General features: G+C 46.0%; 29 protein-coding genes and 1 other RNA gene. 8 read left to right on the top strand and 22 right to left on the bottom strand.

Annotated features, from left to right (window positions below; translation table 11 throughout):
• Positions 1-96: 96 nt before the first annotated feature.
• The 3 genes from ACK3SF_RS02410 to ACK3SF_RS02400 all read right to left on the bottom strand — a co-directional run bounded on the left by ACK3SF_RS02410 (position 97) and on the right by ACK3SF_RS02400 (position 2215).
• Positions 97-786: a LamG domain-containing protein gene (locus tag ACK3SF_RS02410; RefSeq protein ID WP_414838230.1), complete on the bottom strand. Its 690-nt coding sequence runs from the start codon at positions 784-786 to the stop codon at positions 97-99.
• A 136-nt stretch (positions 787-922) separates the two neighbouring features.
• The gene (locus ACK3SF_RS02405) at positions 923-1567 is read right to left on the bottom strand and encodes a LamG domain-containing protein (protein ID WP_414838229.1); all 645 of its coding nucleotides are present in this window, start codon (positions 1565-1567) and stop codon (positions 923-925) included.
• Positions 1568-1672: 105 nt separating this feature from the next.
• Positions 1673-2215: a YfcE family phosphodiesterase gene (locus tag ACK3SF_RS02400; protein ID WP_414838228.1), complete on the bottom strand. Its 543-nt coding sequence runs from the start codon at positions 2213-2215 to the stop codon at positions 1673-1675.
• A gap of 117 nt (positions 2216-2332) precedes the next feature.
• Here ACK3SF_RS02400 and ACK3SF_RS02395 point away from each other — a divergent pair, with 117 nt between their 5' ends.
• The gene (locus tag ACK3SF_RS02395; protein ID WP_414838227.1) at positions 2333-2647 is read left to right on the top strand and encodes a hypothetical protein; all 315 of its coding nucleotides are present in this window, start codon (positions 2333-2335) and stop codon (positions 2645-2647) included.
• A 39-nt stretch (positions 2648-2686) separates the two neighbouring features.
• On the opposite strand, the gene ACK3SF_RS02390 is transcribed toward ACK3SF_RS02395, so the two are convergent.
• Together ACK3SF_RS02390 and ACK3SF_RS02385 are read right to left on the bottom strand one after the other, a co-directional pair.
• Entirely contained in the window at positions 2687-3979 is a 1293-nt protein-coding gene (locus ACK3SF_RS02390; RefSeq protein WP_414838226.1) for a signal recognition particle receptor subunit alpha, read from the bottom strand.
• Positions 3980-4014: 35 nt separating this feature from the next.
• Positions 4015-4368 (bottom strand): hypothetical protein, encoded by a 354-nt coding sequence (locus ACK3SF_RS02385; RefSeq protein ID WP_414838225.1) that lies wholly within the window; start codon positions 4366-4368, stop codon positions 4015-4017.
• 65 nt (positions 4369-4433) lie between these two features.
• Between ACK3SF_RS02385 and ACK3SF_RS02380 the strand changes: the two genes are divergently transcribed.
• The 3 genes from ACK3SF_RS02380 to ACK3SF_RS02370 are packed head-to-tail and all read left to right on the top strand — an operon-like array spanning position 4434 to position 6215.
• Positions 4434-5291: an alpha/beta fold hydrolase gene (locus ACK3SF_RS02380; RefSeq protein ID WP_414838224.1), complete on the top strand. Its 858-nt coding sequence runs from the start codon at positions 4434-4436 to the stop codon at positions 5289-5291.
• Between the two features lie 8 nt (positions 5292-5299).
• Positions 5300-5848, top strand: coding sequence for a hypothetical protein (locus tag ACK3SF_RS02375; protein ID WP_414838223.1), 549 nt, complete (start codon positions 5300-5302; stop codon positions 5846-5848).
• A gap of 37 nt (positions 5849-5885) precedes the next feature.
• Positions 5886-6215, top strand: a complete 330-nt coding sequence (locus ACK3SF_RS02370; RefSeq protein ID WP_414838222.1) for a hypothetical protein — start codon at positions 5886-5888, stop codon at positions 6213-6215.
• 52 nt (positions 6216-6267) lie between these two features.
• Here ACK3SF_RS02370 and ACK3SF_RS02365 read toward each other — a convergent pair whose 3' ends face one another.
• The 5 genes from ACK3SF_RS02365 to ACK3SF_RS02345 are packed head-to-tail and all read right to left on the bottom strand — an operon-like array spanning position 6268 to position 9251.
• The gene (locus ACK3SF_RS02365) at positions 6268-7032 is read right to left on the bottom strand and encodes a hypothetical protein (protein WP_414838221.1); all 765 of its coding nucleotides are present in this window, start codon (positions 7030-7032) and stop codon (positions 6268-6270) included.
• Positions 7033-7092: 60 nt separating this feature from the next.
• The gene (locus ACK3SF_RS02360; protein WP_414838220.1) at positions 7093-7986 is read right to left on the bottom strand and encodes a zeta toxin family protein; all 894 of its coding nucleotides are present in this window, start codon (positions 7984-7986) and stop codon (positions 7093-7095) included.
• A 5-nt stretch (positions 7987-7991) separates the two neighbouring features.
• Positions 7992-8390 (bottom strand): prefoldin subunit alpha, encoded by a 399-nt coding sequence (gene pfdA, locus ACK3SF_RS02355; RefSeq protein WP_414838219.1) that lies wholly within the window; start codon positions 8388-8390, stop codon positions 7992-7994.
• A gap of 12 nt (positions 8391-8402) precedes the next feature.
• Positions 8403-8579 carry a 50S ribosomal protein L18Ae gene (rpl18a, locus tag ACK3SF_RS02350; protein WP_414838218.1) on the bottom strand — a complete coding sequence of 59 codons (177 nt, stop codon included), beginning with the start codon at positions 8577-8579 and terminating at the stop codon, positions 8403-8405.
• A gap of 39 nt (positions 8580-8618) precedes the next feature.
• Positions 8619-9251 (bottom strand): hypothetical protein, encoded by a 633-nt coding sequence (locus ACK3SF_RS02345; protein WP_414838217.1) that lies wholly within the window; start codon positions 9249-9251, stop codon positions 8619-8621.
• A gap of 37 nt (positions 9252-9288) precedes the next feature.
• Between ACK3SF_RS02345 and ACK3SF_RS02340 the strand changes: the two genes are divergently transcribed.
• Entirely contained in the window at positions 9289-10104 is an 816-nt protein-coding gene (locus ACK3SF_RS02340) for a hypothetical protein (RefSeq protein WP_414838216.1), read from the top strand.
• 26 nt (positions 10105-10130) lie between these two features.
• On the opposite strand, the gene ACK3SF_RS02335 is transcribed toward ACK3SF_RS02340, so the two are convergent.
• The 5 genes from ACK3SF_RS02335 to ACK3SF_RS02315 form a co-directional block, all read right to left on the bottom strand.
• Complete coding sequence (locus ACK3SF_RS02335; protein WP_414838215.1) at positions 10131-10688, bottom strand: exosortase/archaeosortase family protein; 558 nt, start codon at positions 10686-10688, stop codon at positions 10131-10133.
• Positions 10678-11697 carry a DUF460 domain-containing protein gene (locus tag ACK3SF_RS02330; protein WP_414838214.1) on the bottom strand — a complete coding sequence of 340 codons (1020 nt, stop codon included), beginning with the start codon at positions 11695-11697 and terminating at the stop codon, positions 10678-10680. Before ACK3SF_RS02330 ends, ACK3SF_RS02335 begins: the two co-directional genes overlap by 11 nt.
• Entirely contained in the window at positions 11697-13922 is a 2226-nt protein-coding gene (locus ACK3SF_RS02325) for a DEAD/DEAH box helicase (protein ID WP_414838213.1), read from the bottom strand. Before ACK3SF_RS02325 ends, ACK3SF_RS02330 begins: the two co-directional genes overlap by 1 nt.
• 73 nt (positions 13923-13995) lie before the next feature.
• Positions 13996-14517: a hypothetical protein gene (locus tag ACK3SF_RS02320; RefSeq protein WP_414838212.1), complete on the bottom strand. Its 522-nt coding sequence runs from the start codon at positions 14515-14517 to the stop codon at positions 13996-13998.
• A 5-nt stretch (positions 14518-14522) separates the two neighbouring features.
• Positions 14523-15785 carry an ATP-binding protein gene (locus ACK3SF_RS02315; RefSeq protein WP_414838211.1) on the bottom strand — a complete coding sequence of 421 codons (1263 nt, stop codon included), beginning with the start codon at positions 15783-15785 and terminating at the stop codon, positions 14523-14525.
• 144 nt (positions 15786-15929) lie between these two features.
• Between ACK3SF_RS02315 and ACK3SF_RS02310 the strand changes: the two genes are divergently transcribed.
• Complete coding sequence (locus tag ACK3SF_RS02310; RefSeq protein WP_414838210.1) at positions 15930-16154, top strand: hypothetical protein; 225 nt, start codon at positions 15930-15932, stop codon at positions 16152-16154.
• Between the two features lie 51 nt (positions 16155-16205).
• Here the strand turns inward: ACK3SF_RS02310 and ACK3SF_RS02305 are convergent, their stop codons facing one another.
• The 4 genes from ACK3SF_RS02305 to ACK3SF_RS02290 all read right to left on the bottom strand — a co-directional run bounded on the left by ACK3SF_RS02305 (position 16206) and on the right by ACK3SF_RS02290 (position 18863).
• Positions 16206-16826 (bottom strand): hypothetical protein, encoded by a 621-nt coding sequence (locus tag ACK3SF_RS02305; RefSeq protein ID WP_414838209.1) that lies wholly within the window; start codon positions 16824-16826, stop codon positions 16206-16208.
• Between the two features lie 37 nt (positions 16827-16863).
• Positions 16864-17343 carry a hypothetical protein gene (locus tag ACK3SF_RS02300; RefSeq protein WP_414838208.1) on the bottom strand — a complete coding sequence of 160 codons (480 nt, stop codon included), beginning with the start codon at positions 17341-17343 and terminating at the stop codon, positions 16864-16866.
• Positions 17344-17506: 163 nt separating this feature from the next.
• The gene (locus ACK3SF_RS02295) at positions 17507-18253 is read right to left on the bottom strand and encodes a DUF2797 domain-containing protein (RefSeq protein WP_414838207.1); all 747 of its coding nucleotides are present in this window, start codon (positions 18251-18253) and stop codon (positions 17507-17509) included.
• Complete coding sequence (locus ACK3SF_RS02290; RefSeq protein ID WP_414838206.1) at positions 18213-18863, bottom strand: TraB/GumN family protein; 651 nt, start codon at positions 18861-18863, stop codon at positions 18213-18215. The genes ACK3SF_RS02295 and ACK3SF_RS02290 overlap by 41 nt, the downstream gene beginning before the upstream one ends.
• 91 nt (positions 18864-18954) lie before the next feature.
• On the opposite strand from ACK3SF_RS02290, the gene ACK3SF_RS02285 reads away from it, so the two are divergent.
• Both ACK3SF_RS02285 and ACK3SF_RS02280 read left to right on the top strand, forming a co-directional pair.
• Positions 18955-19740, top strand: a complete 786-nt coding sequence (locus ACK3SF_RS02285) for a LamG domain-containing protein (RefSeq protein WP_414838205.1) — start codon at positions 18955-18957, stop codon at positions 19738-19740.
• Positions 19737-20402, top strand: coding sequence for a LamG domain-containing protein (locus ACK3SF_RS02280; RefSeq protein ID WP_414838204.1), 666 nt, complete (start codon positions 19737-19739; stop codon positions 20400-20402). Before ACK3SF_RS02285 ends, ACK3SF_RS02280 begins: the two co-directional genes overlap by 4 nt.
• A 40-nt stretch (positions 20403-20442) precedes the next feature.
• Here ACK3SF_RS02280 and ffs read toward each other — a convergent pair.
• The 3 genes from ffs to ACK3SF_RS02265 form a co-directional block, all read right to left on the bottom strand.
• Positions 20443-20720: signal recognition particle sRNA (ffs, locus tag ACK3SF_RS02275), an RNA gene on the bottom strand.
• Positions 20721-20756: 36 nt separating this feature from the next.
• The gene (locus ACK3SF_RS02270) at positions 20757-21191 is read right to left on the bottom strand and encodes a hypothetical protein (protein WP_414838203.1); all 435 of its coding nucleotides are present in this window, start codon (positions 21189-21191) and stop codon (positions 20757-20759) included.
• Positions 21192-21316: 125 nt separating this feature from the next.
• Positions 21317-21808, bottom strand: coding sequence for a hypothetical protein (locus tag ACK3SF_RS02265; RefSeq protein WP_414838202.1), 492 nt, complete (start codon positions 21806-21808; stop codon positions 21317-21319).
• Between the last annotated feature and the right edge of the window lie 32 nt (positions 21809-21840).

The following is a 21840-nucleotide window of genomic DNA, read 5'->3' as shown; positions in this document are numbered from 1 at the left end:
ACTTTTTTTCGCCGAAAATTCCCTCTTTATACCAATCCATCCAAAAATCTTATTTCCGGAGTGTCTTGCGAGAACTTGGAGAATATTAGGACATGTTCATGAGGACTTCTTTGAAGTAGTTTGGAGGCCTCTCTGAGAAACGCTGTAAAGATACTGTATTTCTGAAGTAGTAAGGGGGCGATAATAGTATCTTACTTCTGAGAGTACGCCACGTGCATAGTCACCGTTTCTGGATCCGTTAAAGTTAGTTGCTTCACTGCCGTCCATCAGAAAGCCGTAACGTGTGATGCCGCTGCCCCATGTGCTATAGGAGCCACTTGTTGAGGATACCTGTTCGCCGTTTTTGTAAAGTCGTAACTCGCCTTTATCTGAGTCGATTATACCCGTCCACATCACCCATTCGTCTACGGGGACAGAGTTTGGAGAGTAAATCCTCTGACCGGTTGAACTGCTCTCCCTGCCGTACCATTCAATATCGCCATTATCTACAGCCATTCTGTAGTATTCGCTGGCGTCGTGAGAAACGATCCTCCGCCTCTGGCTTGTCGTAGTACTGGTCCTCTTAAACCATAGATTAACAGTTAGAGAATGAGATCGGACGCTATCAAAATACCAGGGCAGTGCCACGTACTCTAAAGATGAAGTACATTTCAAACCTGTAGAACCTGCAACACTCGGCTGTCCAAGCGCCCCTGCATTTATCGCACCATGATTTTCATTTCCGGAATGATCGTATGCCGTACTCCCGGAACTCTCATTGAGTGGATAATAACTTTTCAAAACCATGAATAGGCCTCTATAAGATTATATTGTGGCTTTGTTCTTTAAAACTGGTCAGCAAGTTGATACAATTTTTCTCCCGAGAATTTTTCTTACTTCAAGGCCTTTACTGACTGTTGACAGATAATCTCACGAAACTTTTTTACAGAGTTCTTTCACTGGAGACATGCAGGCCTCTACTTCCGACGCTGTAAAGATACTGGACTTCCTGGGGCGTGAGAGCGTGATTGTACAGTCTTGCTTCCTGGATTTTTCCGTTGAAGAATTCGGATTTGTCGCCGTAACTTCCTCTATTCAGTACAGCTATGTCCGCTGTTGCATCCGGATTTGAAATGCTTCCGAGGGATGATGCATCTGATGTCCCTATAAGCTGGGAATCAAGGAAAAGTCTTGTCTGCTGTGCGTTCCTGTCCAGAATTCCTACGCCGAGATGCCATTCGTTTTCAGTTACGTCGCCAGCACTGGAAACATACACATTTGAATTATTAGTTCCGTCAGTAAATGCGACTCCGAATTTATCGTAGAAACGCAACGAATAGCCAGAAGAACTTGGAAAAGCTCCTGACTGGCCTCTATTCACAATCTTGCCCTGTTGAGTGTTGCTTGGAGTTCTGAACCATGCAACTATCGACATAGAGCCGTTCCCGAAATCAAGACTATCTTTCGCTCCAATACCAACGTAGTCATTGGAACCATCAAAGCTGTAGGCCTTTTCCCCAAGTATTCCAGAGGCTCCTGGAACTGTCGAGTCACCACCATCGTTGATTGTCCCATCATTACTGTTCACGGAATAATCGACTGCCGTATTCCCGGAACTTTCATCTAGAGGCCAGTGTCCTACAATAGTGATGATCTAACACCTGTAATCAACTTCGTTATCTGTAAATAAAAATCAATTCAGATCGATAACAGTTTCCTCAGAAACCTCTATTTCACCACTTTTACGATCTTTCTCGAAAATTTTCACTTCCAGGCCTTTTTCAGAGGCCTTTACTGTCATCATTGAAGGATTTTTCTCTCTTGAGGAGCCTCCGCCTACTCCTGTACAGCTGCCGGGATTCAGTAAAATTTTTCCTTCGTGTTCGGCGATTTCCTGTTGATGTGTGTGCCCGTGGAAAAGTACGTCGACGTCTAAAGTTTCTGCTGTCTGTACGAGTGTCGGATGATGGCCTCTTGGCGTGATTCCGGCGCCGTGATATGCTCCGAATTTTACTCCGTTGACTGAGAATTTCTGTGAGGCCTCTAAGTCGAAGAAGTCGCAGTTGCCTTTTACTCCGATTACATCGTATTTTTCCTTTAATTTTTCGTATTTTTCCTGTGTTTCGAAGTCTCCGCAGTGTACTGTCTTTGAGGCCTGTTCAAGTTTTTCGTGGAATTCTTCTGGTATCTTTTCCGCTCTTTTTGGGATGTGTGAGTCCGAGATTATGGCTATCATAGTTTGTTCGTTTCTTTGCGAACGTTTTTTATTTAGGGGAAAGTACTGTATTGGTTACAGGGAAGTTTTCGGGGGATTCAGGGGAGAAAAATACTTGGTGCAAGCAGTGGATAAAAATTGGAACTTGGTGAACGGATAAAGGCTAATCGTGTAGGAGGCCTTGTGTACCGGCATTCTCTCTTGGGCGTACTTGCAGTTACACGTATACTGCAGCGTGTCAAGTATCCTGTACCGAACCACTGGAAGCAGTTTCTTGAAACTTTACAGGTGACTTCTGAAGTTGCTTACTCGAGGATAATTCTTACAGACAGCGAAGTCGAGGAGGAGTTTAAAGAGAAACAGGAGAAGATAGAAAACCTGAAGGATAGAAATCTTCACAGCGATGAAGAGATTCAGAAGATCTGTCAGGAAAGAGAGGCTCGAGGCCTCTAGAAAATTTTCTAAAGAAAAACTTTGAGTAATAAATAATTTTTACAGGCCCATCTTGCTCATCATCTGTTTCATGTTGCCTCTCTGCATGGAGCCTTTGTCGAACTTGTCCACCATGTTCTTGGCCTGTCTGTAGTGATCGATTAGTTCCTTGACGTCGCCTGGCTGTGTCCCTGATCCTGCTGCAATCCTTTCCCGGCGAGAGGCCTTGATCATGGATGGATCTTTCATCTCTTCATCCGTCATCGAGTCCATGATGATCGAGTAGTTCTGGATCTTTCCCTCCGTCATATCGGCCATGTTGCTTGGAAGCTTGTCTTTGGAGAAAGGTAGCTGTTGCATCATCTCCTCCATGAGGCCTGATCCTGTGACGGACTCCATCTGCTCCTTGAAGTCGTGTAGCGTGAAGTCTCCCTCCAGTATGGCCTCTGGATCGGTGTCCAGCTCCTGTATCTTTTCAAGAAGACTTTCGAGATCCGGCTGCCCCATCATGTCGGATACGAAGTCGACAGGATCGTAGACTTCCAGATCCGGAAGTGTTTCACCGGTTCCGATGAATTTCACACTGGCCTCTGAATTTGCACATGCGACGAGCGCTCCTCCTCCTTTAGCCGACGAATCCATCTTCGTGACGATGACTCCTGTCAGGCCTACGGCGGAGTCGAACATCTCTGTCTGTTCTCGAGCTGATTGGCCGATATCCGCTGGTATTACAAGGTATTTTTTGTCCGGCTGGAAGACGTCTGTGATCTCCTCCAGTTCCTCCCTTAATTCGTCGTTAAGGGAGTTTCTACCGGCTGAGTCGACGATTGTGACATCGGTGTCGAGTTCCTCCATTCCTTCTTCGACGACTTTCGCCGGATCTTCGGCTTCTTTTCGTCCGTAGAATTCTGCGTTGGCGTCTTCTGCTACCTGCTGTAGTTGTTCAAAGGCTGCGGGCCTGTCTGTATCTGCTGCTATGACTCCTACTTTCTGTTCTTTTTTCCTGTAGAAGTCGGCGAGTTTTCCGGCTGTAGTTGTTTTTCCTGCTCCGTAGAGGCCGCATAGAAGTATTTTCTGCGGGCCTTCGTCGATTTCTGCTTCTTCTCCAAGTAGTTTTTCGAGTCTGTCGTATACTATTTTCAGTACGTGTTCTTTTCTTGACAGGCCTTGTGGTACTTCTTCTTTCAGTGCTTCTTCCCGTATGTCGGAGCTGAGTTCTGATACGAGTTCGACGTCGACGTCTGCTCTCATCAGGTCTCTCTGGATATCTTTTACGAGTTCTTCTACGGCTTCTTTATCTGCGACGCCGCGTGATGAGAACTTCTGTACCGACTCCTTTATCCTGTCAAACATGATTGTGGAATTGATTGGTGAAAGTTAAAACTGTGTTATCCTCCGATGTTCCAGTAGGTCTGGAAAAATATTCCCAGTGCGGAGCCTATGAATCCTGCGGCAAGTGCAACAATCACAAGTTTCTGGAAGGGATAGGACTTCAATGCGAAGAATACTGTCGCTGCGGAAGAGTAAAGCAGGAATGCTTTCGCCGGATCCTGTAACATGGCTATCGAGTTCCAGATTCTTTCGTAAGATGAAAGATTGTAGAAAAGCCATGAACCTGCTATAAACGTCATTAATGCTGTTGAGAGGCCTGTAAGCTGGTTTACACGTGTTGCTATGTAGAAGGCTACGACTTCTGCAGCCAGCCAGATTATTTCTTCAGCCAAGGTCTTGGAAAGTTTCATGGCGACAAGGGGGTTATTATAGTTTATAGACGGGTTAATGGATAAAAGGTTTTGAGGTGAAGATAGTGAATACCGTGAAGTTTTCTCTAAGCAGGGTAGGCAGCGAGAACATGCACTACTTCGAATCCGATACGGATTCGAGGATACAGCTAGTATTTGTGCCCGGAGGCCTGAATCCGGATATCTGGAGGCAGCAGCTGCGCTACTTCTCGAAAAGTTTCAGGACAGCCAGTTTCAGGCCTACAGTAAGTTTCAGGGACTATGAGGGAGAGAAAGAGGCCCTTGAAAGTATACTGGAGCAGGAAGAGTTCGAGAACGTTGTTCTTGTATCTCACGTGTTTGGCAACAGTCTCATGCAGGAGTTCGAGGATCACGAAAATGTTGTTTCGACTGTTTTGACAGGTCCTAGAAGACGTTTCACGAAGATTCCTCAGAAGAAACTGATCAACATGCTTTTCCGCATCGGCAGTATTCCAAAGATCGCCAAAAAAATGTTTTTCTCGGATAGAACCGAATACGGTGTTGTACGAGAGTTTATCGATACTTTTGAGAAGCCTGATCTTGATGATTTCAGGACTTTCCTTGATAACTACCGTGTTTCAAGGCCTGAAAAGACCTCTCTGGCAATCCACGCTGAACAGGATCGTTTCTCCAGCAGAAGCTTCGCTGAAGAGTTGAGGCCTAATATTTCTATAAGCGTGCTTGAGAATGCAGGAACTTTCTGTTTCTTTGAGAAGCCTCAGGAGTACAACAAGGCCTTGCTTGACTTTTTGCAGGTTCTGGAGGATCATCTTGAGGAAGAGGAGATCATAGAGTTGAAGGAGAAGAATCGTTCCCTGATGGAGTTTGCGACAGGTGAGAACAGGAAAGGAAGTATAGAGAAAAGTCACGAGTCAGCTTTGAAGAAGAAAGTCAAGGTGTAAATTAAATTATGATTTACTGCGGGATTGATCTGACTGAGGACGATAGCACTGAATCCACTGTAGCATTTCTCTCGGATTCTGTCGAGAGCTACAGTTTCGAAACCAACGAGGAGCTTGCTGAAAAAATAATCGAATCTCAGCCCAACATAGTGGCTGTGAATACAGGCCTGAAAGAACGTAGAGGACTGAGCGAGGAAGAGGAGGAGTTGCAGGAGGAAGGACATATCTTTACGCCGGCTTCTCACGATACTCAGCGTGTAAGGCGTTTTCAGGACTTGAAGAGACGTATTCAGGCAGGTCTTGCTGCTGAAGACAGGCCGGAGTTCATCCGTTTCGATCCTGCTATATCCGGAAGAGAGCTGGCACTGGACAGTGATAGATCTCTGGAGTCTCTAGGTGTAGAGGCCTCGGGTATCGAGTCTTCACGTGAGTTTGATGCTGTTCTTGGTGCAGTGACTGCTCGTTTCTACGATCAGGGACAGGCAGAAGAGATGGATGTCGTCGTGCCGACTACTTTGAAAGATGATAGCGACGATGAAAGTTCAAAAAGCTTATAAGGTTTTTACGAGTAATAGGTAATTACAGTGATTGAAAATGGGAATGGACAAGTTCTACAGGACCGTCAGAAGAAAGTTCGGCGTTGACAAGCAACAGATGAAACAGGAAGTCGTCGAAGAGCTGCGTGAAGAGCTTGGAGAAGAGATTTCCTACATAGAGGCCGAGCTGAAGCAGTACGAGCGTCTTGTAGCAGAAGTCAATCATCTCCTGACAGTTATGAGGAAGAACAGAATCCAGGAGAGAAGTGACGAAGGAGAGATCAAGATGGATCGCTTCGACAAAGATATCGAGCCACTGAAATCCAAGCTGGAAGAACTGGAAAAGTCCATGAAGGAAAGGCTCGACGAGCAGAAGGCCTATTCCTGAAAAAGTTTTTCAGAGGCCTTCAAGTCCAGTCAGAATTTCTAAACAGTCTTCTTCAATAGTTATCGTTCAGCTGTATGTACTCCAGGTACGTGTTTATCTGAGTTAATCTTATCTCCAGAGTATCAGGATGAATATCTGTTGTATCCGTGGTGTCAACGTCCCACTGGACGTTGCCGTTGAATGCGACTTTCAGGTGTGTCGGAGACCACCACATCTCTATAGTTCTTCTCGAATGATTGCTTGAACCGTTCTGAGTGAACGAATCAGTAGTTGAACCATTAACTGTCTTGTAGAGGCCTTCAGTGTAGCTGCCGTCTCTGTTAGTTGCTCTGTAACGGTCTCCTGTTGAACTGTTGTAGATTGAGAGGCCTACTGTTTCTCCGTAGGGATCGTCGCCTGTGATATTGTTTGTTATCTTGACATAGCCGCTGGAAGACATGTTTGAGAAGGTTTTCCTTACGTAGGCATGGTCGTTGTCAGTAGTGTCAAAGTATATCGCATCGTTTGATGAACTATACGAGTATGAAGGACTGCTGCTTGAAAGCTCTATAGAGTAGTTATCTGTAGTGTCTGTAGTGAAATCATCCTCGTAACTGAAGACGGTGTTTATCGTGGTACTGACTGCCTTTACTCCTTGAGATGTCTGTACACGAAGCTGATCAAGCTCTGCATCACCTGTATCAACTACGTTCAAGGCTCCTGTACCTGAATCAGTCTGTACACGTACCACGGGAAGGCCTACATCTCCCGGCTCGAAGACCGGTACCTCAACAACACCCGAATCAGATTTCAACTTCAGAGTACCGATCTGTGCCATAAAAATAGTTGCCTCTATGAAAAATTGTCAGAACTAGCCTAAAAATTTAACTTCAAGGCCTCAGTCCATTATCCTGTCGATGAATTCTTCCTTGTTGAAGTCTTCAAGTTCGTTGTAGTCCTGGCCTGTACCTAGGAAAGCCACTGGCTTACCTGATCTCTGACTTATCGAGACGATGCCACCGCCTTTCTCATCGATATCCATCTTTGTAGCGATTATTGCATCGAACATGCCCTCATAGGCCTCTGCCTGTTCCAGTATATCGTTTCCAGCCAGCGCATCCACAACAAGGAACGTTATATCCGGCTCGTTGACATCAATCATCTTCTGCAGCTCATCCATGAGATTTCTGTCGCTGTGGCTTCTACCTGCTGTATCAACTATGGCAACTTTACCGTGCTTGTCGGCATGCTCCACAGCATCGTACGCTACAGCCGCTGGATCCGACTCGTACTCATGAGAAACAACTTTAACTCCTAGATTATTGCCGTGCTCCTCTAACTGCTCTATAGAAGCTGCTCTAAATGTATCTCCTGCTCCAAGGACAACTTCTTCACCAAGATCTTCCTGCAGGTAATCAGCAAGCTTTGCAGCCGTAGTTGTCTTACCCGAGCCATTGAAACCTATCATGAAAACAACAGGTGGCTCAGAGGCCTCTTCAAGAGCTTCCTCGAAGTTAAATGTGTCGTCAAGAAGCTCCTCAAGTTTCTCACGGAATGCTTCCTCGACTTTTTCCTCGACTTTCCCTCTCTTCACCTTTGTATCTATTAGATTGTCTTTGAGGCCTTTCTCTATATCTTCAGCTACATCAAGTGAAACATTGTTCTTCAGAAGTTTAAGCCTGAAATCTTCCAGCAGCGGCTCAAGAGTGTCTTCATCCAGTTCCTTCTCTCCTACCGCTGACTTGACGTTTTCAGAAAGATCTTTTACGGAGTCTTTCAGGCCTTTAAGCATGGAATTTACTCTCCCTGTCTCTGCTGCTGGATCTCTGCCTGAATCTGCTGAAGTTGCTGCTGCATCTCAGTTATATCCTCTTCAAGCTCGCTTTTAGTATTTTCAAGCTCATCTACGTGACGCTGAAGCAGGTCTTCTGCATCATCCAGCTTTCTTCTTTCGTAGGCCTCTCCTCCGATATTCGTGACAACTTCCTCACTGCTCTTCAGCTCGGCGATGGCGAAAGCACCGGAACCTATTGAGGCAAGGATCTCTTCACCTTCCTCAACTTCTTCAAGACCTCTAACTCCTTCAACAGCGTCTTCTACATCGTTTATACGCTGTTCAAGCTGCTGCATGGATCCCTGCATCTCCTCTACCTGCTGCTGAAGTTGCTGGTACTGCTGCATCTTCTGCTGATCCATAGAGAATCTCCTTTAAAGCTCTTCAGTTTCCTCGATAGTGATTTTTCCACGTGTAACCGAGTGCTCACTTCCCAGCTGTGAGTAAAGTTTTTCTGTAGCGTGCTTAAGGGACTCGCCTTCGATAGTCCTTGTGAAAGGTGTAGTAGAACGTCCCTGATCAAGCGTACCGGTGAATTCAAACTCTGTCATAACACTTGAAGGAGAAGTGGAATTTTTTAAACTCGACCATCATTCCAGAGAATCCTGTACAACCCATCGATTACCGAAAAAAGTTCTAGGCCTTTCCTCTTCAGGCTCCTCGGAGAGAACTTTCCTGATCTTGACCATAGTCCTCGCCTTGCGTACCGGATTGAAGCCATGGAACTCTACATCCAGGCCCACAAACTTTCTGACCCTGTGTACACGTGAAAAGGCCTGAAGCGATTTTTCAGGAGAACCAGTTTCCTGATCCAGAGCCTCTTCAAACACCTCTATCTTTCTCTCGATCATCTTCTGTTTCTTCACAGAATCTGTCTCCTCTTTCTCACTTTCTAATTTCTCCAACTCATTTCTCAGCTGCTCTGAGGCCTCTTCAAAGCTTCCTGAAAGCCTTTCGTGATGACTTTCCGCAAAATCAGTGATGCTGTCATGGAAGGCCTCCAGTTTTTCTCTGTGCCTATCCTGAAACAGTATTTTTCTTCCCTGCCTGACTTCAGCGAATCCGTGTTTCTCCAGTTCACGGGATCTTTTCTTCACCCTGTAATGTTCCACTCCTATCTCACTGGATAGCTCCTCAAGATCCTTCTCGCCCTGACCGGCTGCCTTCTTCAGTATTATATAGGCAGCAGGATCGTTCAGAAGTTCTTCTCTTTGACGTGTCACAAGTATATTTTTATGGACTGTCCGGTTTAAAGTTTGTATGTTCGTAGTTTTCTCACACATACTGGCTTTCGCAGTACTTTTTGTGGACTCGCTTTTCGACCTTTTCAACGACCACAACGTTCCCGACGAATTCGCCGTCACAGGAATCATCGGAGGCCTGTTACTCCATGCAGCACAGTCCTACACCACAGGCTCTATGACTGCAATCACAGTATGCCTCATCGGAGGCCTCGTGGCAGGAATCTACGGCTGGGCAGCATACTACAAAGGATTCTGGGGAGGAGCAGACGCCATGATACTCACAATGATGGGATTCACAGTACCCTTGACAGCCACAGGCCAGGCCTCCGTAACGTACATACTGGATCTCGTTTTCAACTTCATGATCGCCGCAGTCGCAGTAACACTGATATACGCCGCCAAAAAATTCATCGAGGCCGAAGGAAGCCTCAGAGAGTTCCAGAAATCACTGAAAAAAAGACAGAGATTTATAGCAGCATTCATCACAGGAACAGGCCTTTTCAGCGTATTTCTATGGTCCAACAACGTCAATGGTGCAGTATTCTTCGCTGTGATGACGTCACTGATCTTCCTGTACGAATGGGTGAAACTTGTCGAGGACAGATACCTTGTTAGAGAAATAAAGACTGAAGACGCCTTCAACGAAGTACCTGCACCGGATCAGGGATTCGACGGAAAAATCAAAGGCCTTACAGAAGAGGAGATCGAAGAATACGAAGAAGATACCATCAAAGTACGGACAGGCGTGCCTCTGGTGCCTGTATTCCTTCTTTCAGTAGTTATAACAGATCTTACAGGCCTCGGTGTGGCAGCTTTCTACACGATTTACTGAAAGGCCTCTAAAATTCTTTTTACAGTTTATTCTCTGTAGTAAGTGAACCATATCATCCATGCAGCGAGTACTACGCCTGTAAGGCTCCAGCGCCAGAGGAATCCGTGTATTATCTCAAAGCTTATGATCCCGGCCTCGCTGAGATGTATAGTTGTGACAACTCTGAGGAAGTTTGTGAAAACTATTGCCAGAAGGCCTAATCCCAGGTATCTGAGGTTTTTCCGTACTCTGCCTGATGATGCCATAAGTGCTGTGAAAGCCATCATGGATTTCCAGCCGAGGCAGTCCTGAGTTATCTCGTATCCTGTTCCTGCATCCATGATGTAGACACTGTAATGCGAGAAATCGTAGCCGAAAAAATTCATGAAAGATGTAGTGACGCCGGCAAAGGCCTCCTGTACTGGCACAGTGCTGGGATACAGGAAAAGCACGGCATGGAAGACAGCTCCTATAGCGAGCATCTTGCCGAGGAAAATATTGGCCTCAAGAATTTTCCTCTGCTTCTCGGAAAACTCATCAAAGCCAATAAACTCTCTGAACTGATCTCTAGAGGCCTCTAATTTTTCACGGAGTCTATCTCGCATCTCTGTACTCCTCCATCATTTTCTTGAGATCAGCCTCAGGCTCCTCCTCTGTAACAAATCTGTCAAGTAATTCGACTCCTTCAAGATCATCTACATGGAAAACACGCTCACCGCTCTCCACGAGCTCTTTCTTCAGATCCTGTGAACGCGTAACTGAGACTTCAGGCCTTTCATCCGTTCTTTCAAAAATCGGAAGGATCTTCCCGCCGTTTTCGATTAATTTCAGGGCCTTGACGTATCTGTCCTCTCTTATACGTGATTTTTCCAGGCTGTCCTCCAGTTCAGATATTTTATCCTCTTTTTCCCTGATCTCGGCGTTTTTCTTGCTCAACTCACGCTCCTTCATGATCTCCTGCCTTTTCTCAGTCCTCATGCGATCGTACTTGCTTCTCCAGCGCGAGGCCTCATCTCTTTGCTCTTCAATTTTGTCCTTGAGATCGTTCACCTGTTCCTCAAGGTTTTCAACCTTGCCCTCCAGCCTCTGATTCTCCCCCATCAAGCTTTCTACAGCAGGAGCCGGTTCAACAGGCCTGGAACGTTCCTCTTCCTCAGAGGCCTCTTCCTCATCATCCTGCTGTGGAGGCCTGAGATTATCTCTGAAGTACTTCAGTGCTACTGTGCCTTTATCTTCAGTTCTTTCACTTGATATCTCTTCTATCTTATCTATTTTATCACGCAGGCCTCTGTAAGCGTTTATTGATGCTGCAACGGCATCCTGTTCATGCGAGTTATCTCCCTCGCCCAGTTCCCTCTTCCTTTCAGCATCAAGATCCTCATCCAGTTCATATTTTACTGCACCGAACGATCTGGCGATTTTATCCACTGTGGAAGGAAATTTCTCCTTGTCAGAGGCCACTATAACAGGTTTTCCCTGTTCAACTACTTTAGAAATCATTTCTCTCGGCGGAAAGTTCTTCCCGCTTTCAACATGGACCAGATCTCCTTTGAAATCTACAAGAGCTATAGCAGAAGTGCTTCCGGGATCAACACCAAGTATCAGAGGTTTCATCAGTATTCACGAGTCAGGAGATCACGTATCGTGGAGGCCTTTTTATCTCCAATTCCCTCCACTGACTTGAGTTCCTCCTCGGAAGCATTTACAACTTTCTGTATACTGCCAAACTCGTTGAGAATCCTCTCAGCGATCTTCGTATTTACTCCTGGAAGGCCTGCTACAACGAACTCCTGAAGCTGCTTATCCGACTTCGGAGATTTTTCTCCTCTGATGGAGACTTCTCTATCTTTATCCTCCTGCTCTCTCTTTGCCAGGGCCTCTAAAATTTTCGAGGTCTCTTTCTCATCCGCAGACCATATTATCGGCATCCCGTAGTCGATTGCAAGAGTTGCAAGCGCACCTCTGATTGCATTCGGATGGATATCCCTGTGACTGTATAGATCATCACCTTCAACAATTATCACAGGCCTCTCAAACTGCTGCAGGGATTGAACTTGCTCGAAAAGCCGTGAATCAAGAACAGAGTCGACAAAGTCCTCCGCCTCCTTTCTCTCGACTGCTGTACGATCCGATACAAGAAAGTCTGCTACATCCAGCCGCTGCTTCTTGACTACTGTATCCATACGGGAGAGATTCTTTGCAACGGAGTTTTCACGATCATCAGCGTATATAGTAAGCTCTGAACTATCAAATTTATCTTCATCATCTTTACCGGACTTTTCAGATTTTGTGGAGGCCTCAGAATTTTTCTCCTTTTTTGAAGTCGTCTTGGATGAGCTGTATCCTTCCAGAGTGCTCTGTCCTGTATCCTCAAGGCCTTCTTCCTTCAGCTCCTGGAGCACTTTGTTCATCTTCTTTTTCTTGTGGTGTGCACTCCAGTAGTATCCTTCATCCCTTGTATTTTCTGCTATAAGGACGAATACTTCTCCGGATTCCTGTCTGCCTGTTCTCCCCATTCTCTGAATATCTCTTATAGATGAAGGCACCGGCTCGTAGAATATAACGTAGTCAACGGCCGGTATATCGAGGCCTTCCTCTCCGATGCTTGTGGAGACGACTACCTGATGATCTCCGTCGCTGAACTCCTCCAGAAGCTCTATCTGTTCTGTCTGACTCATTCCTGTGTCTCCTGACTGGCCGACGAACTCTGCGGCACTGAAGTCCTCCTCTTCAAGTTTACGTGTTATATCCTCTACCGAGGAACGGTACTCCGTGAAAACAAGTGCCTTCTGACTGTCTTCTAATCCGTCAAGTATATCCACTACTTTCTCAGTCTTCGGATGCTCCACATCCTCTTTTTTCAGATATGTGATCAAGTTGATCGCTCTCTGCATATCATCGTCCTGTAAAACACGTGAAGCCGCTTTTGAATCATCGTTCTCCAGGCCCTGTACGTATTCATAGGCCTGGCTTACTCCCTGTGTCTCAAGAAGTTCGATAGCCTGTGAAATCTTCAGTGCTGTGGCGACACGGGAGATAGCGGAGTAAAGCTGCGGATCATCTTTCTTTGAAAGCTTCGAGCTTATCTCTCCTCTTAACTTCAGTAAATCAGTCTTGTTGACATCGGACGTGGAGTCAAGCTGGCCCAGCTTCTTCAGTTTCTTCAGCTGTGTTCTCTTTGAGGCCTCCATCTTGTTCCGGGCCTCCTCGAATCTGTCATCAAGTTCAACGTTAAGCCAGTTGACCTCCCTTTCCTGTATGTACGGTTCTACGTCGGGATCGTCTTCCGTACGGACCTCAAAGTTTTCTATCCCGAGATTTTCCGATACCTCCATTATTTTTTCCTTGCTTCCTCCCGGCGAAGCCGTCAAAGCCAGATTCTGCGTGTTCATCTTCTCGTTGATGAATACGTAGCTGTACTCTCCTGTCGCCCTGTGAGCCTCATCGAATATAACCAATGAGAAGGCCTCTACAGGGACTTCTGCCGAGATCAGATCGTTTTCCACTACCTGTGGTGTTGCAAAAAATATATTTTTCTCCTCCCAGAGCTCGTAACGTTTGTCAGGCCTTATCTCACCGGTCATCACCTGCATCTGGTCTTCATCTACATCCAGAAACTCCTGGAACGTTTTCTTGTGCTGTTCTACAAGAGGCTTTGTCGGCGCAAGCATCAGGATCTTGGAATCTTCACTGTACTTTATCGAGGCCACCATGACTGCTATAATAGTCTTTCCGAGGCCTGTCGGTAGAACAACAAGAGTGTTTCTGTCACTGGCTGAGGCCGCGATAACTTCCTGATAGGCCCTGGATTCTATCTTGTCTTTCCTGAGAACCGTCATCTAAAAACGTTGTTAGAAGTGAAAATTCATAAGCCTCATCACTTCAAAGAAAGGAGAAAAATTCTGAGGCCTGTCAGAAATCTGTTCCAAACGGATCACTGTCTGTCTCAAGGCCCTGTATAAATTTGAACAGTATGTTGACTCCTACAAAGAATATTCCGGCAGCCTGATAAGTCACCATATTCATCGGTAAAGGAGCTTTTATCACTATAACAAGTGTATATGCCAGTGTGTAAACGAGTGCGGAAGATGAGATGACGAATGCTACTGTGGAAGGCCATTTATGGAAGAAGTCCATGTAGGCGACGAAAAATCCTATTCCTATCAATGCGTAGACGGCATAAGTCTCCATCTGTCCAAGAGCCGGTGTAAAGTAAAGCGAGAGGCCTGTCGAAAGCCAGATTATCGCGTTCCCTTCAGCTGTGTTCCATCCAAGCGATTCTTTCTTGTGCTTTCCGAAGTAAAGCTCCATGACGATAAGTCCAAGTATCAGTGGAAGAACGTTCGGAAGAATCTCTGTGTTCTGTACAGGAGTTTTTATAAAAACCAGTACGCGCTCTACTATCTCCGGATTGATGAAGCTGGCTATATTCATAGATATCATTCATCGAATGCGTCAGGCGTTCCTCCGGCGTGCCACGACTTTCGAGGCCTCATCTGAATCGGATAGATCCTTTCCGAGTTATCGTCCAGTATAAGGCCTGTTCCTTTCCTGTCCGGCAAGGCCTCAATGTAATGTTTCAGATCATAACGCATGTACGTCTGCATGATCTCTCCCAGAGAATCGATATCCTGCTGTGCGGTCAAGCGATGCGATAGAAGTACATCGCACTGGGAAAGAGCATTCGGATGAAGTTTTGCCGGCTGCTGGGTACACAGCACAAGCGATACCCCCGGCTCTCTACCGATCTTCACCCATCGTAGAAGCGGAGCAGAAGCAGGTGTCTCTCCGTCACTGGGGAGGAACTCGTGAGCCTCATCGATTAGCATCCACACTATGGGCATTTCGTTCTGATCAAGACCCTGCATCTCATCCAGCTCCTCCAATCTTCGAGCAGCCATCCTCCTTCTAAGTATTCTTTTCCCAAGTATGCCGACAATCAGGGCCTGTACCTTTGTTCCTCCAGACATCTGGCCGAAGACGGATACATCGACGATGGACAGCTCCTCTCGCTCTGTAAGCTTGTCAAGCGAAGATTCCTCGTCAAAGATCCCCCAGTCCTCTGCATTCATGAAACGATTCTCCAGGCCTCTGACAGTTTTCTTGTCGAAATCAAATTTTTCCAGGGCCTCAAGTATATGCTCAACACGGTAGTTATCGCCGTACTGTTCGCTCAGTTCCTGTACAGCTCTCTCCAGAAGAATACTCATCGAGGAGTTCTGCTCCAGTCCGAATGCCATCCTCCATTCCTCGGCCGTCAACTGCGCAGGATTCAACGTGAAAGTATCATCGTACGGCATCTCCTGTTCATCGAACTCCTTCGCCTTCCCCTTCGGAATATACACCTGTGCATCGAAGGCCTCCGGCTTCATATCCCACTGATCAAGTACAGTAACATCTTTCTCGTTAGGCCTCTTCATAGACCAGTAGATCCCCATGGGATCAATCATTATAGTAGATAAGTTCTGTGAGATATCCGCTGTCTGTATCTCCTCTGCGATAGTTCCCAGAGAGTAAGATTTTCCGGTTCCTCTCTTTCCGAAGACCCCCATGACGTGAGGCTTCGCCAGATCAAAATGTATAGGATTCGCTGTATGGGCCTCTTCGTTCTCTCCTACAAGGTGTTTACCGATCACTCCTGTACCTTTGAGGCCGTACTCCTCTTTGTCATCCTCACTTCTTCCCACACTGATCTTCGGCATAAAGACTGTTGATAGACGCCGGATAATAAATCCAACTGTAGAAAATATGTGTTTGCTACCTGAACAGAAAAACAAGCTTCGATGCCTTTATAAACATGCAGGTGATTGAAACTTATTCAGTACCCTCTCGGAGGCGACTAAAAAATGGAAGAACCAAACGAATTTGAACCGGATGACTTCGACGACGAAGACGAGGAGCTGGACGAAGACGATATGCGTGAAAGGATCGAAAGAGAGGCACAGGAGATCCAGGCCGACGAAGAAGGATTTGAAGATGAGCTACCTGATCAGGAGCCTGGAACTATCGGCGGACCTGTAGATGATGAACGAGGAGACGACGACGATCCTGTAGAAGACCTGCTCCGCTAAAAATTCACCACATATACTTTTTCTTATTGTCACAGCTTCAGAAGAACTCCTTTACAGTGTCAGCACTATAGCAAGTAGCGACAGGCCTGTAAACAGTAGCCAGTAGAATCCACTCCATCTGATTATTTTTGCGCCGTCCAGAGGGCCTGTTGGAATGCCCGAGTAATCAAAAGGCATCATCTGGAAGAATGCAAAAATACCGTACATCTGAGCCAGTTGAGTAAGCTCCAGAGAATAAGTTATGAACCATGAGAAAAGCAGAGCCACTATTCCAAGCGCTGAAATGTAGAAGCTGTAGCGCGCCCATATAACATCCGTTGACTTACCCCACTGTTCGTAACGTTCTCTTGAGGCCTCACTGAACAGCGGGAATAACAGTATTACACCTATACCAGATGCTATGGATAGTATTGCACCGAAAAGTGTTGTAGTTGCTCCCGAACTTGAAACCTCAAGATCAACGTATCCATCCAGAAGATTTACTGCTGATCTGACGCCTACTTCGCGTGAAAATACTATTGCTGCAGATGCCAGTGAGAAAAATGCGAGGCCTGAAACAGTAAAGTCCTGATAGAAGGCTGCGAACGCGAGGCCTGTGACAATGCTGGCAACGACAAAGTTCTTCCCGTCTTCTGCATCAGGGAAACCGCTTATCTCAGGGGCCTCTACCATAAACTGTTTTTTGTCAGGGTACTGTAAAAAACTCTTCCTAAATCTTCATCTCCATACACATCTCCGCAACACTGTAATCCTCCGAATCCCGTAAAATCTCCGGATACTCCTGAATATCATCGATATGGAGGCCCGTCTCACCTTTTTCATAGGCCTCCCTAACAGCATTCCACGGCACCATGTATGCCTTTCTGGCTCTTCCTCTCCCTCTTTTCAGCTCCACGGCCAGGAATCCTGCTCTTCCGGAACGATCCACGAAATCGCTGATGCGTTCAACTTGATGGCCTTCCTTGGAGTTGGAGAAATGCTGGCTGAAGTACAGCTTGTTCGTACTCGAAGTCTTCACAGACTTGTTCTCTATCGCCAGGTAAAACATCTCATGCTGAGAATCCACTAATACATCACACAACTGGCTCGAGAAACGATGCTGTTTCTTCCTGTGAGCTATGCCATTGATATCCTCCTCCTTGAAAAACTGGTTAAAGGAATTTACCAGAGCACGCTCAAAATCAGTCATAAACAAAGAATACAGTTACAGGAATAAAAACTCAACGCCTCACAGGAAGCCGAACACACCGATCAAAAGCCGGAAATACAACCCAAAACAGTTCAAACACAAGTAAAAAACCGGCAAACACAGTATAGAAAAACCATTTGAATAAAAACCAGGAAAAATCAGATTAAAACGAGTTAAGGCCTCTCTGCTCCGGATTTTTGACTACTTTGCCGGAAGTCAGTGCCAGTGCCATCCTTCCGTTTCCGATTATCTGGCCTTTCACACTCTTCAGCTCTCCCTGGAAAAGGCCTTTCCTGGAAATCTCTCCTTTCGCCTCTTCGTACACAGTCAGTTCATTGACATCGACCATATCACCGTCTAAGTCGTGCTGCCCCATAGCTTTTTCCAGAGGCCTAGAATCTTCTGCGGACGGAAGCTTGTCCTCCTTCCTTATCCTCTCAGCAAGGCCTTTACTGGAAAGATTTGACTCGTTTTCAAGCGCCACACGGGCCTGAAGGCCTGAAAGAATCTCTACGGCGTAATCTGCGCCCTGTTCGATCCATCTTTTGGGAATATTTTCACTGCGGGTGACGCCTACTTTCACGTTGTCAGAGATCTGTGCCAGGTATACAGAAAAGTCGCCGTCAAGATCTGTCTGCTCGTCTCCCCTCACGTAGTCACTGTAAATGTCTTTTCCACGGCATTCACTGCACTGTGATCCGGAAGAAATTTTTCTGAACTCCGGACACGGCGTCCGTTCTCCAGAACTCGGTGCATATCCTGTACAACGCCTTTCGTCAGATAATTCAAAGTTGAAGCTTCTTCCAGGCGACAGAGTCCATCTTTCGAAGCCGCCTGGCTCTGCAAGAAGTAGATCTGCTTTCCAGCCGTCACTCGAACTGTGCCAGGCTACTTTGACTACCGACTGCAAATCCTTCCGCCTCCAGAATATGTTCAACAGGTTTTTTATGTGCAGCTCCGACAAAAACTGCGATAGAGGCCTCAGGATTCCTCCTCTGTAGCTCTGCAATCTTTAAAGCCATCAAATTATTTCTTTCCTCCATCAGAACTCTGTATATACACGGATAGGATTTCTGAAGCTCTTCTACAAGCCTGTCAATCTGTTCTTCCTCCGGTATCTCCGATATATTGAGGCCTCCGAACGGCACAAGCAGGCCTAGGATCATTGAGGCTGCTGCCTTGACTTTTTCCTTCCTTCTGACTGATTTCAGGCGTGCAAAAGTTTCCCTGATATTCCTGTCGATTAATGCGACATCAGATCCGTTTTCGAAAGCTTTGTCATGGGCGTAGAGAAGTTCTTTTCCAGGCATGAGGCCTGTTTTTTCCCCTATCTTGTTCTGCACCGTCTGCAGGAACTTCAGGAAAAATGTATCAGGATTGCTTTTTTTATCGGACATCAGGGCCTGTAAACGATTCTCATCAAGTTCCAGCGCCACTATATCCGGATCAGTCTCCATTGCCTCGTCGATAACATCTAGAGAATCTCTGGAAACATGTGAAGTACCGTAAATCCTGATCATCAAGCTGTAACTACGGACCGAATCTTAAAACGCTACCCTGCTGAGGCCTCAAAAAATAAGTTAAGGCCTCGATACTAAGAAGGTTACAGAGATGCCAAAGCTGAACTGGGATGGAGACGACTTCAGAATTCCGCAGGATTCCACAGGAACTGTAGCAGACAAAATATCCCGTAACGGAAGTTTGCAGCAGGGATACTTCCACGGAAGCCTGAAGGAAGGTCTCCTGGCATACTATGCAATGGATGAAGGCTCTGGGAACACTGTTTTTGACAGCACTGCTCTATCCAGTGACGGCACGATCAATGGCGCATCCTGGAGTTCTAACTCGAAAATAGGAGATTTCTGTCTTAATTTTGATGGAACAGATGATTACGCTGACGCAGGCGAAATAGCATACGGTGAAAAACTTACTATCTGTGGATGGGCAAGGCCCGGTTCTGTCACAGGATCTGATGATCACTCCACAGTATACAGTAACAACGATAACAACGCAGGCGACGGCTTCGCCGTTACAGCTTACGAACAGGGCAACTGGTACTTCTACCACGGCAGCGACTTCGTAGAAGGGCCTTCAGTTTCCACCGGAGTATGGACTCATCTAATGCTTGTAATCAGCGAAGGAGAATTTTTTGAGGCCTACGTCGACGGCCAGCAAGTCGGAAGAATAGATGTATCAGGAAACGGAAATACTATAGACACAGCGTACAATACATGGATAGGAAGCGTGCCGAACGGCGGCAACTCACAATCAAATCCATTCAACGGACATATAGACGATGTAAGAATCTACGGCAGAAAACTTTCAGAACCCGAGATTCAGGCCCTGTACAACTCATCTGCGCCATCAAAAGTTTCTCCAGGTGACACACTGAATTGACTCTTGTCGGATACTGGCCATTGAACGAAAACTCGGGAACTACTGCATATGATCATTCTGGCAACGAAAATCATGGAACTGTGAACGGCGATGTTTCTCCCGGATCCCCAGGAATCCTTAACGGCTACTCTTACAGTTTCGATGGTTCAGGAGACTACGTGAATGCATCAGACAGAAGCTATCTGAGGCCTCAAAGATTCACTGTTACGGCATGGTTCAAAACTTCGGGAATAACAGGATGGAGCGCAATATACGGCAAAGAATACTGGAACAACAACGAAGGCTGGGTCATCTACATGGGAGCTCAAGGAAACGGATACATACACTTCAACGGCCCCCAGTTCAGCACGCTTTCAACATCTCAACAGTACGACGATGGAAACTGGCACCATCTAACAGTTACCTACGATAACTCAACTGCAAAAATATACATAGACGGAAGCCAAAAAACCGAAGGAAACAGAAGCTTCAACAACTCAACCATAAGCCTGAATATAGGATCCAGACACTCCAACGACGGAACCACAAGCGGCAACGACTCATGGAACGGACAGCTAACCGAAGCAAGAATATACAACAGGCCCCTCACAGAAAGAGAAATCCAGTACCTGTACAACGTCGGCAAAAGAGGCCTCCAGACAACTTCAAAGAAGAGTTCATGAAATTTAGAGGCCTCTAGAAAGTTTTTCTGGAAAAGTAAAATTAGCGGGTTCCCAGCGGTCGATGCCCTTCAACAGCCGGTGAATCCAGCGACATACCTCGGATCCGCCACCCTCCGAACATGCCACCGACTGCTTAGGGCTGCTCCCGTCAAGGCCTGACCCGGTTGACAGCCAGCGACATCCCGGAGGACGGATCGTCCACAGCACGTCACTGGGCCGAACCATTGAAAGAAACATCTTCCACTGGTTTTCGGCTCCACTGCATAACGAGGATTTCAGGGTTACAAGCGGCCCCGAACCGCCCAGCCTACCCAAAAAACAAACAATCTCGAAACGTTAAAAGTCGGAGGGTTCCTATTCGTTCTGCCTTGTAGGATTAGTAACTTTATCAATCCAAAGTTCAAATCTGTCTTTCGAGACAAGCCCGCCAGCTACAATTAAACCAACTAAGACAAAATATAATGAAAATATTCCGTAGTTAAATATGGTGCTGAAGACATCCGAATTCAGAATTTTTACAGGATTTTGTAGGATAAGAATATTGGAAAAAACCCAGCTAAAGGTGGCTCCTGTACATATGGCTAAAATTGGAACTTCTGTTAGACTGAGTCTGTGAATTAAGAAAACATATATTATTATACTGAAGACCAGAAATCCTAGGAATACTATATTAGTAAAATCTCTTATTTCACCCGTTAGGCTCACTAAAAGTGTTGATATAAGTATTAATAACTCTAGAAATCTTAATCTGACATCTGCTTGATTTTCTGCGTCCCTTTTTGGAATCACAACTCCTTATCAGTCCTAAAGTCTTACAAAAATTTCCCTGAAGGAAAAATAAAACCTCAGAGGCCTCTTTTTCAAGGCCTCTTCAGAGAAAGAAATTAAGAGAAAAATTTCTAAGAAGAATTTGTTTATTCTCCTGAGATTAGTTCGTTGACTCTGTTGTGGGCCTGTTCGAGTTTTTCTTCTTCGTCGTTGAGTTCTCGTACGAGGTTCTGTGTGGCGTCTTCGATGTTGAGGTCTTTGTTTGTCAGTCTTTCTTCGTTGGATAGTATTCTGACTGTTTCCTCAAGTTCTGTTCTTACTTCGCTTACTACTTCTTCGAGTCGGTGTTCGTCTCTGATGAAGGCCTGTTTGAATTCTTCTTTTGACATGTCTCCATTTTCGAAGTGCTGGACTTCGTTGAGCATGTGCTGATCGATTTTCCGTATCATCCTGATTTCCTTGAAAAGTGTCTTGAGATCGTTGATGAACTGTTGATCGAGCTCCATCTCTCTCATGTGTTCGTTGTGGATTTCCTGTACTTCTTCGATGGCGCTGTGAAGTTCTTCAAGTTCGACTCCTGTTTCGTCCTGCATCTGCTGCAGGCCTTTCGCAGCTGAACGGATCCTGTCAGTTGGCATACAGAGAATTTATTTTCCCTTGTTTTAATCGA

It is taken from the genome of Candidatus Nanosalina sp. VS9-1 (genome assembly GCF_047555085.1).
Classification (GTDB): Archaea; Nanohalarchaeota; Nanosalinia; order Nanosalinales; family Nanosalinaceae; genus Nanosalina.
The sequence above is the reverse complement of the archived record's forward strand: the minus strand, read 5'-3'. Positions and strand labels throughout refer to the sequence as shown.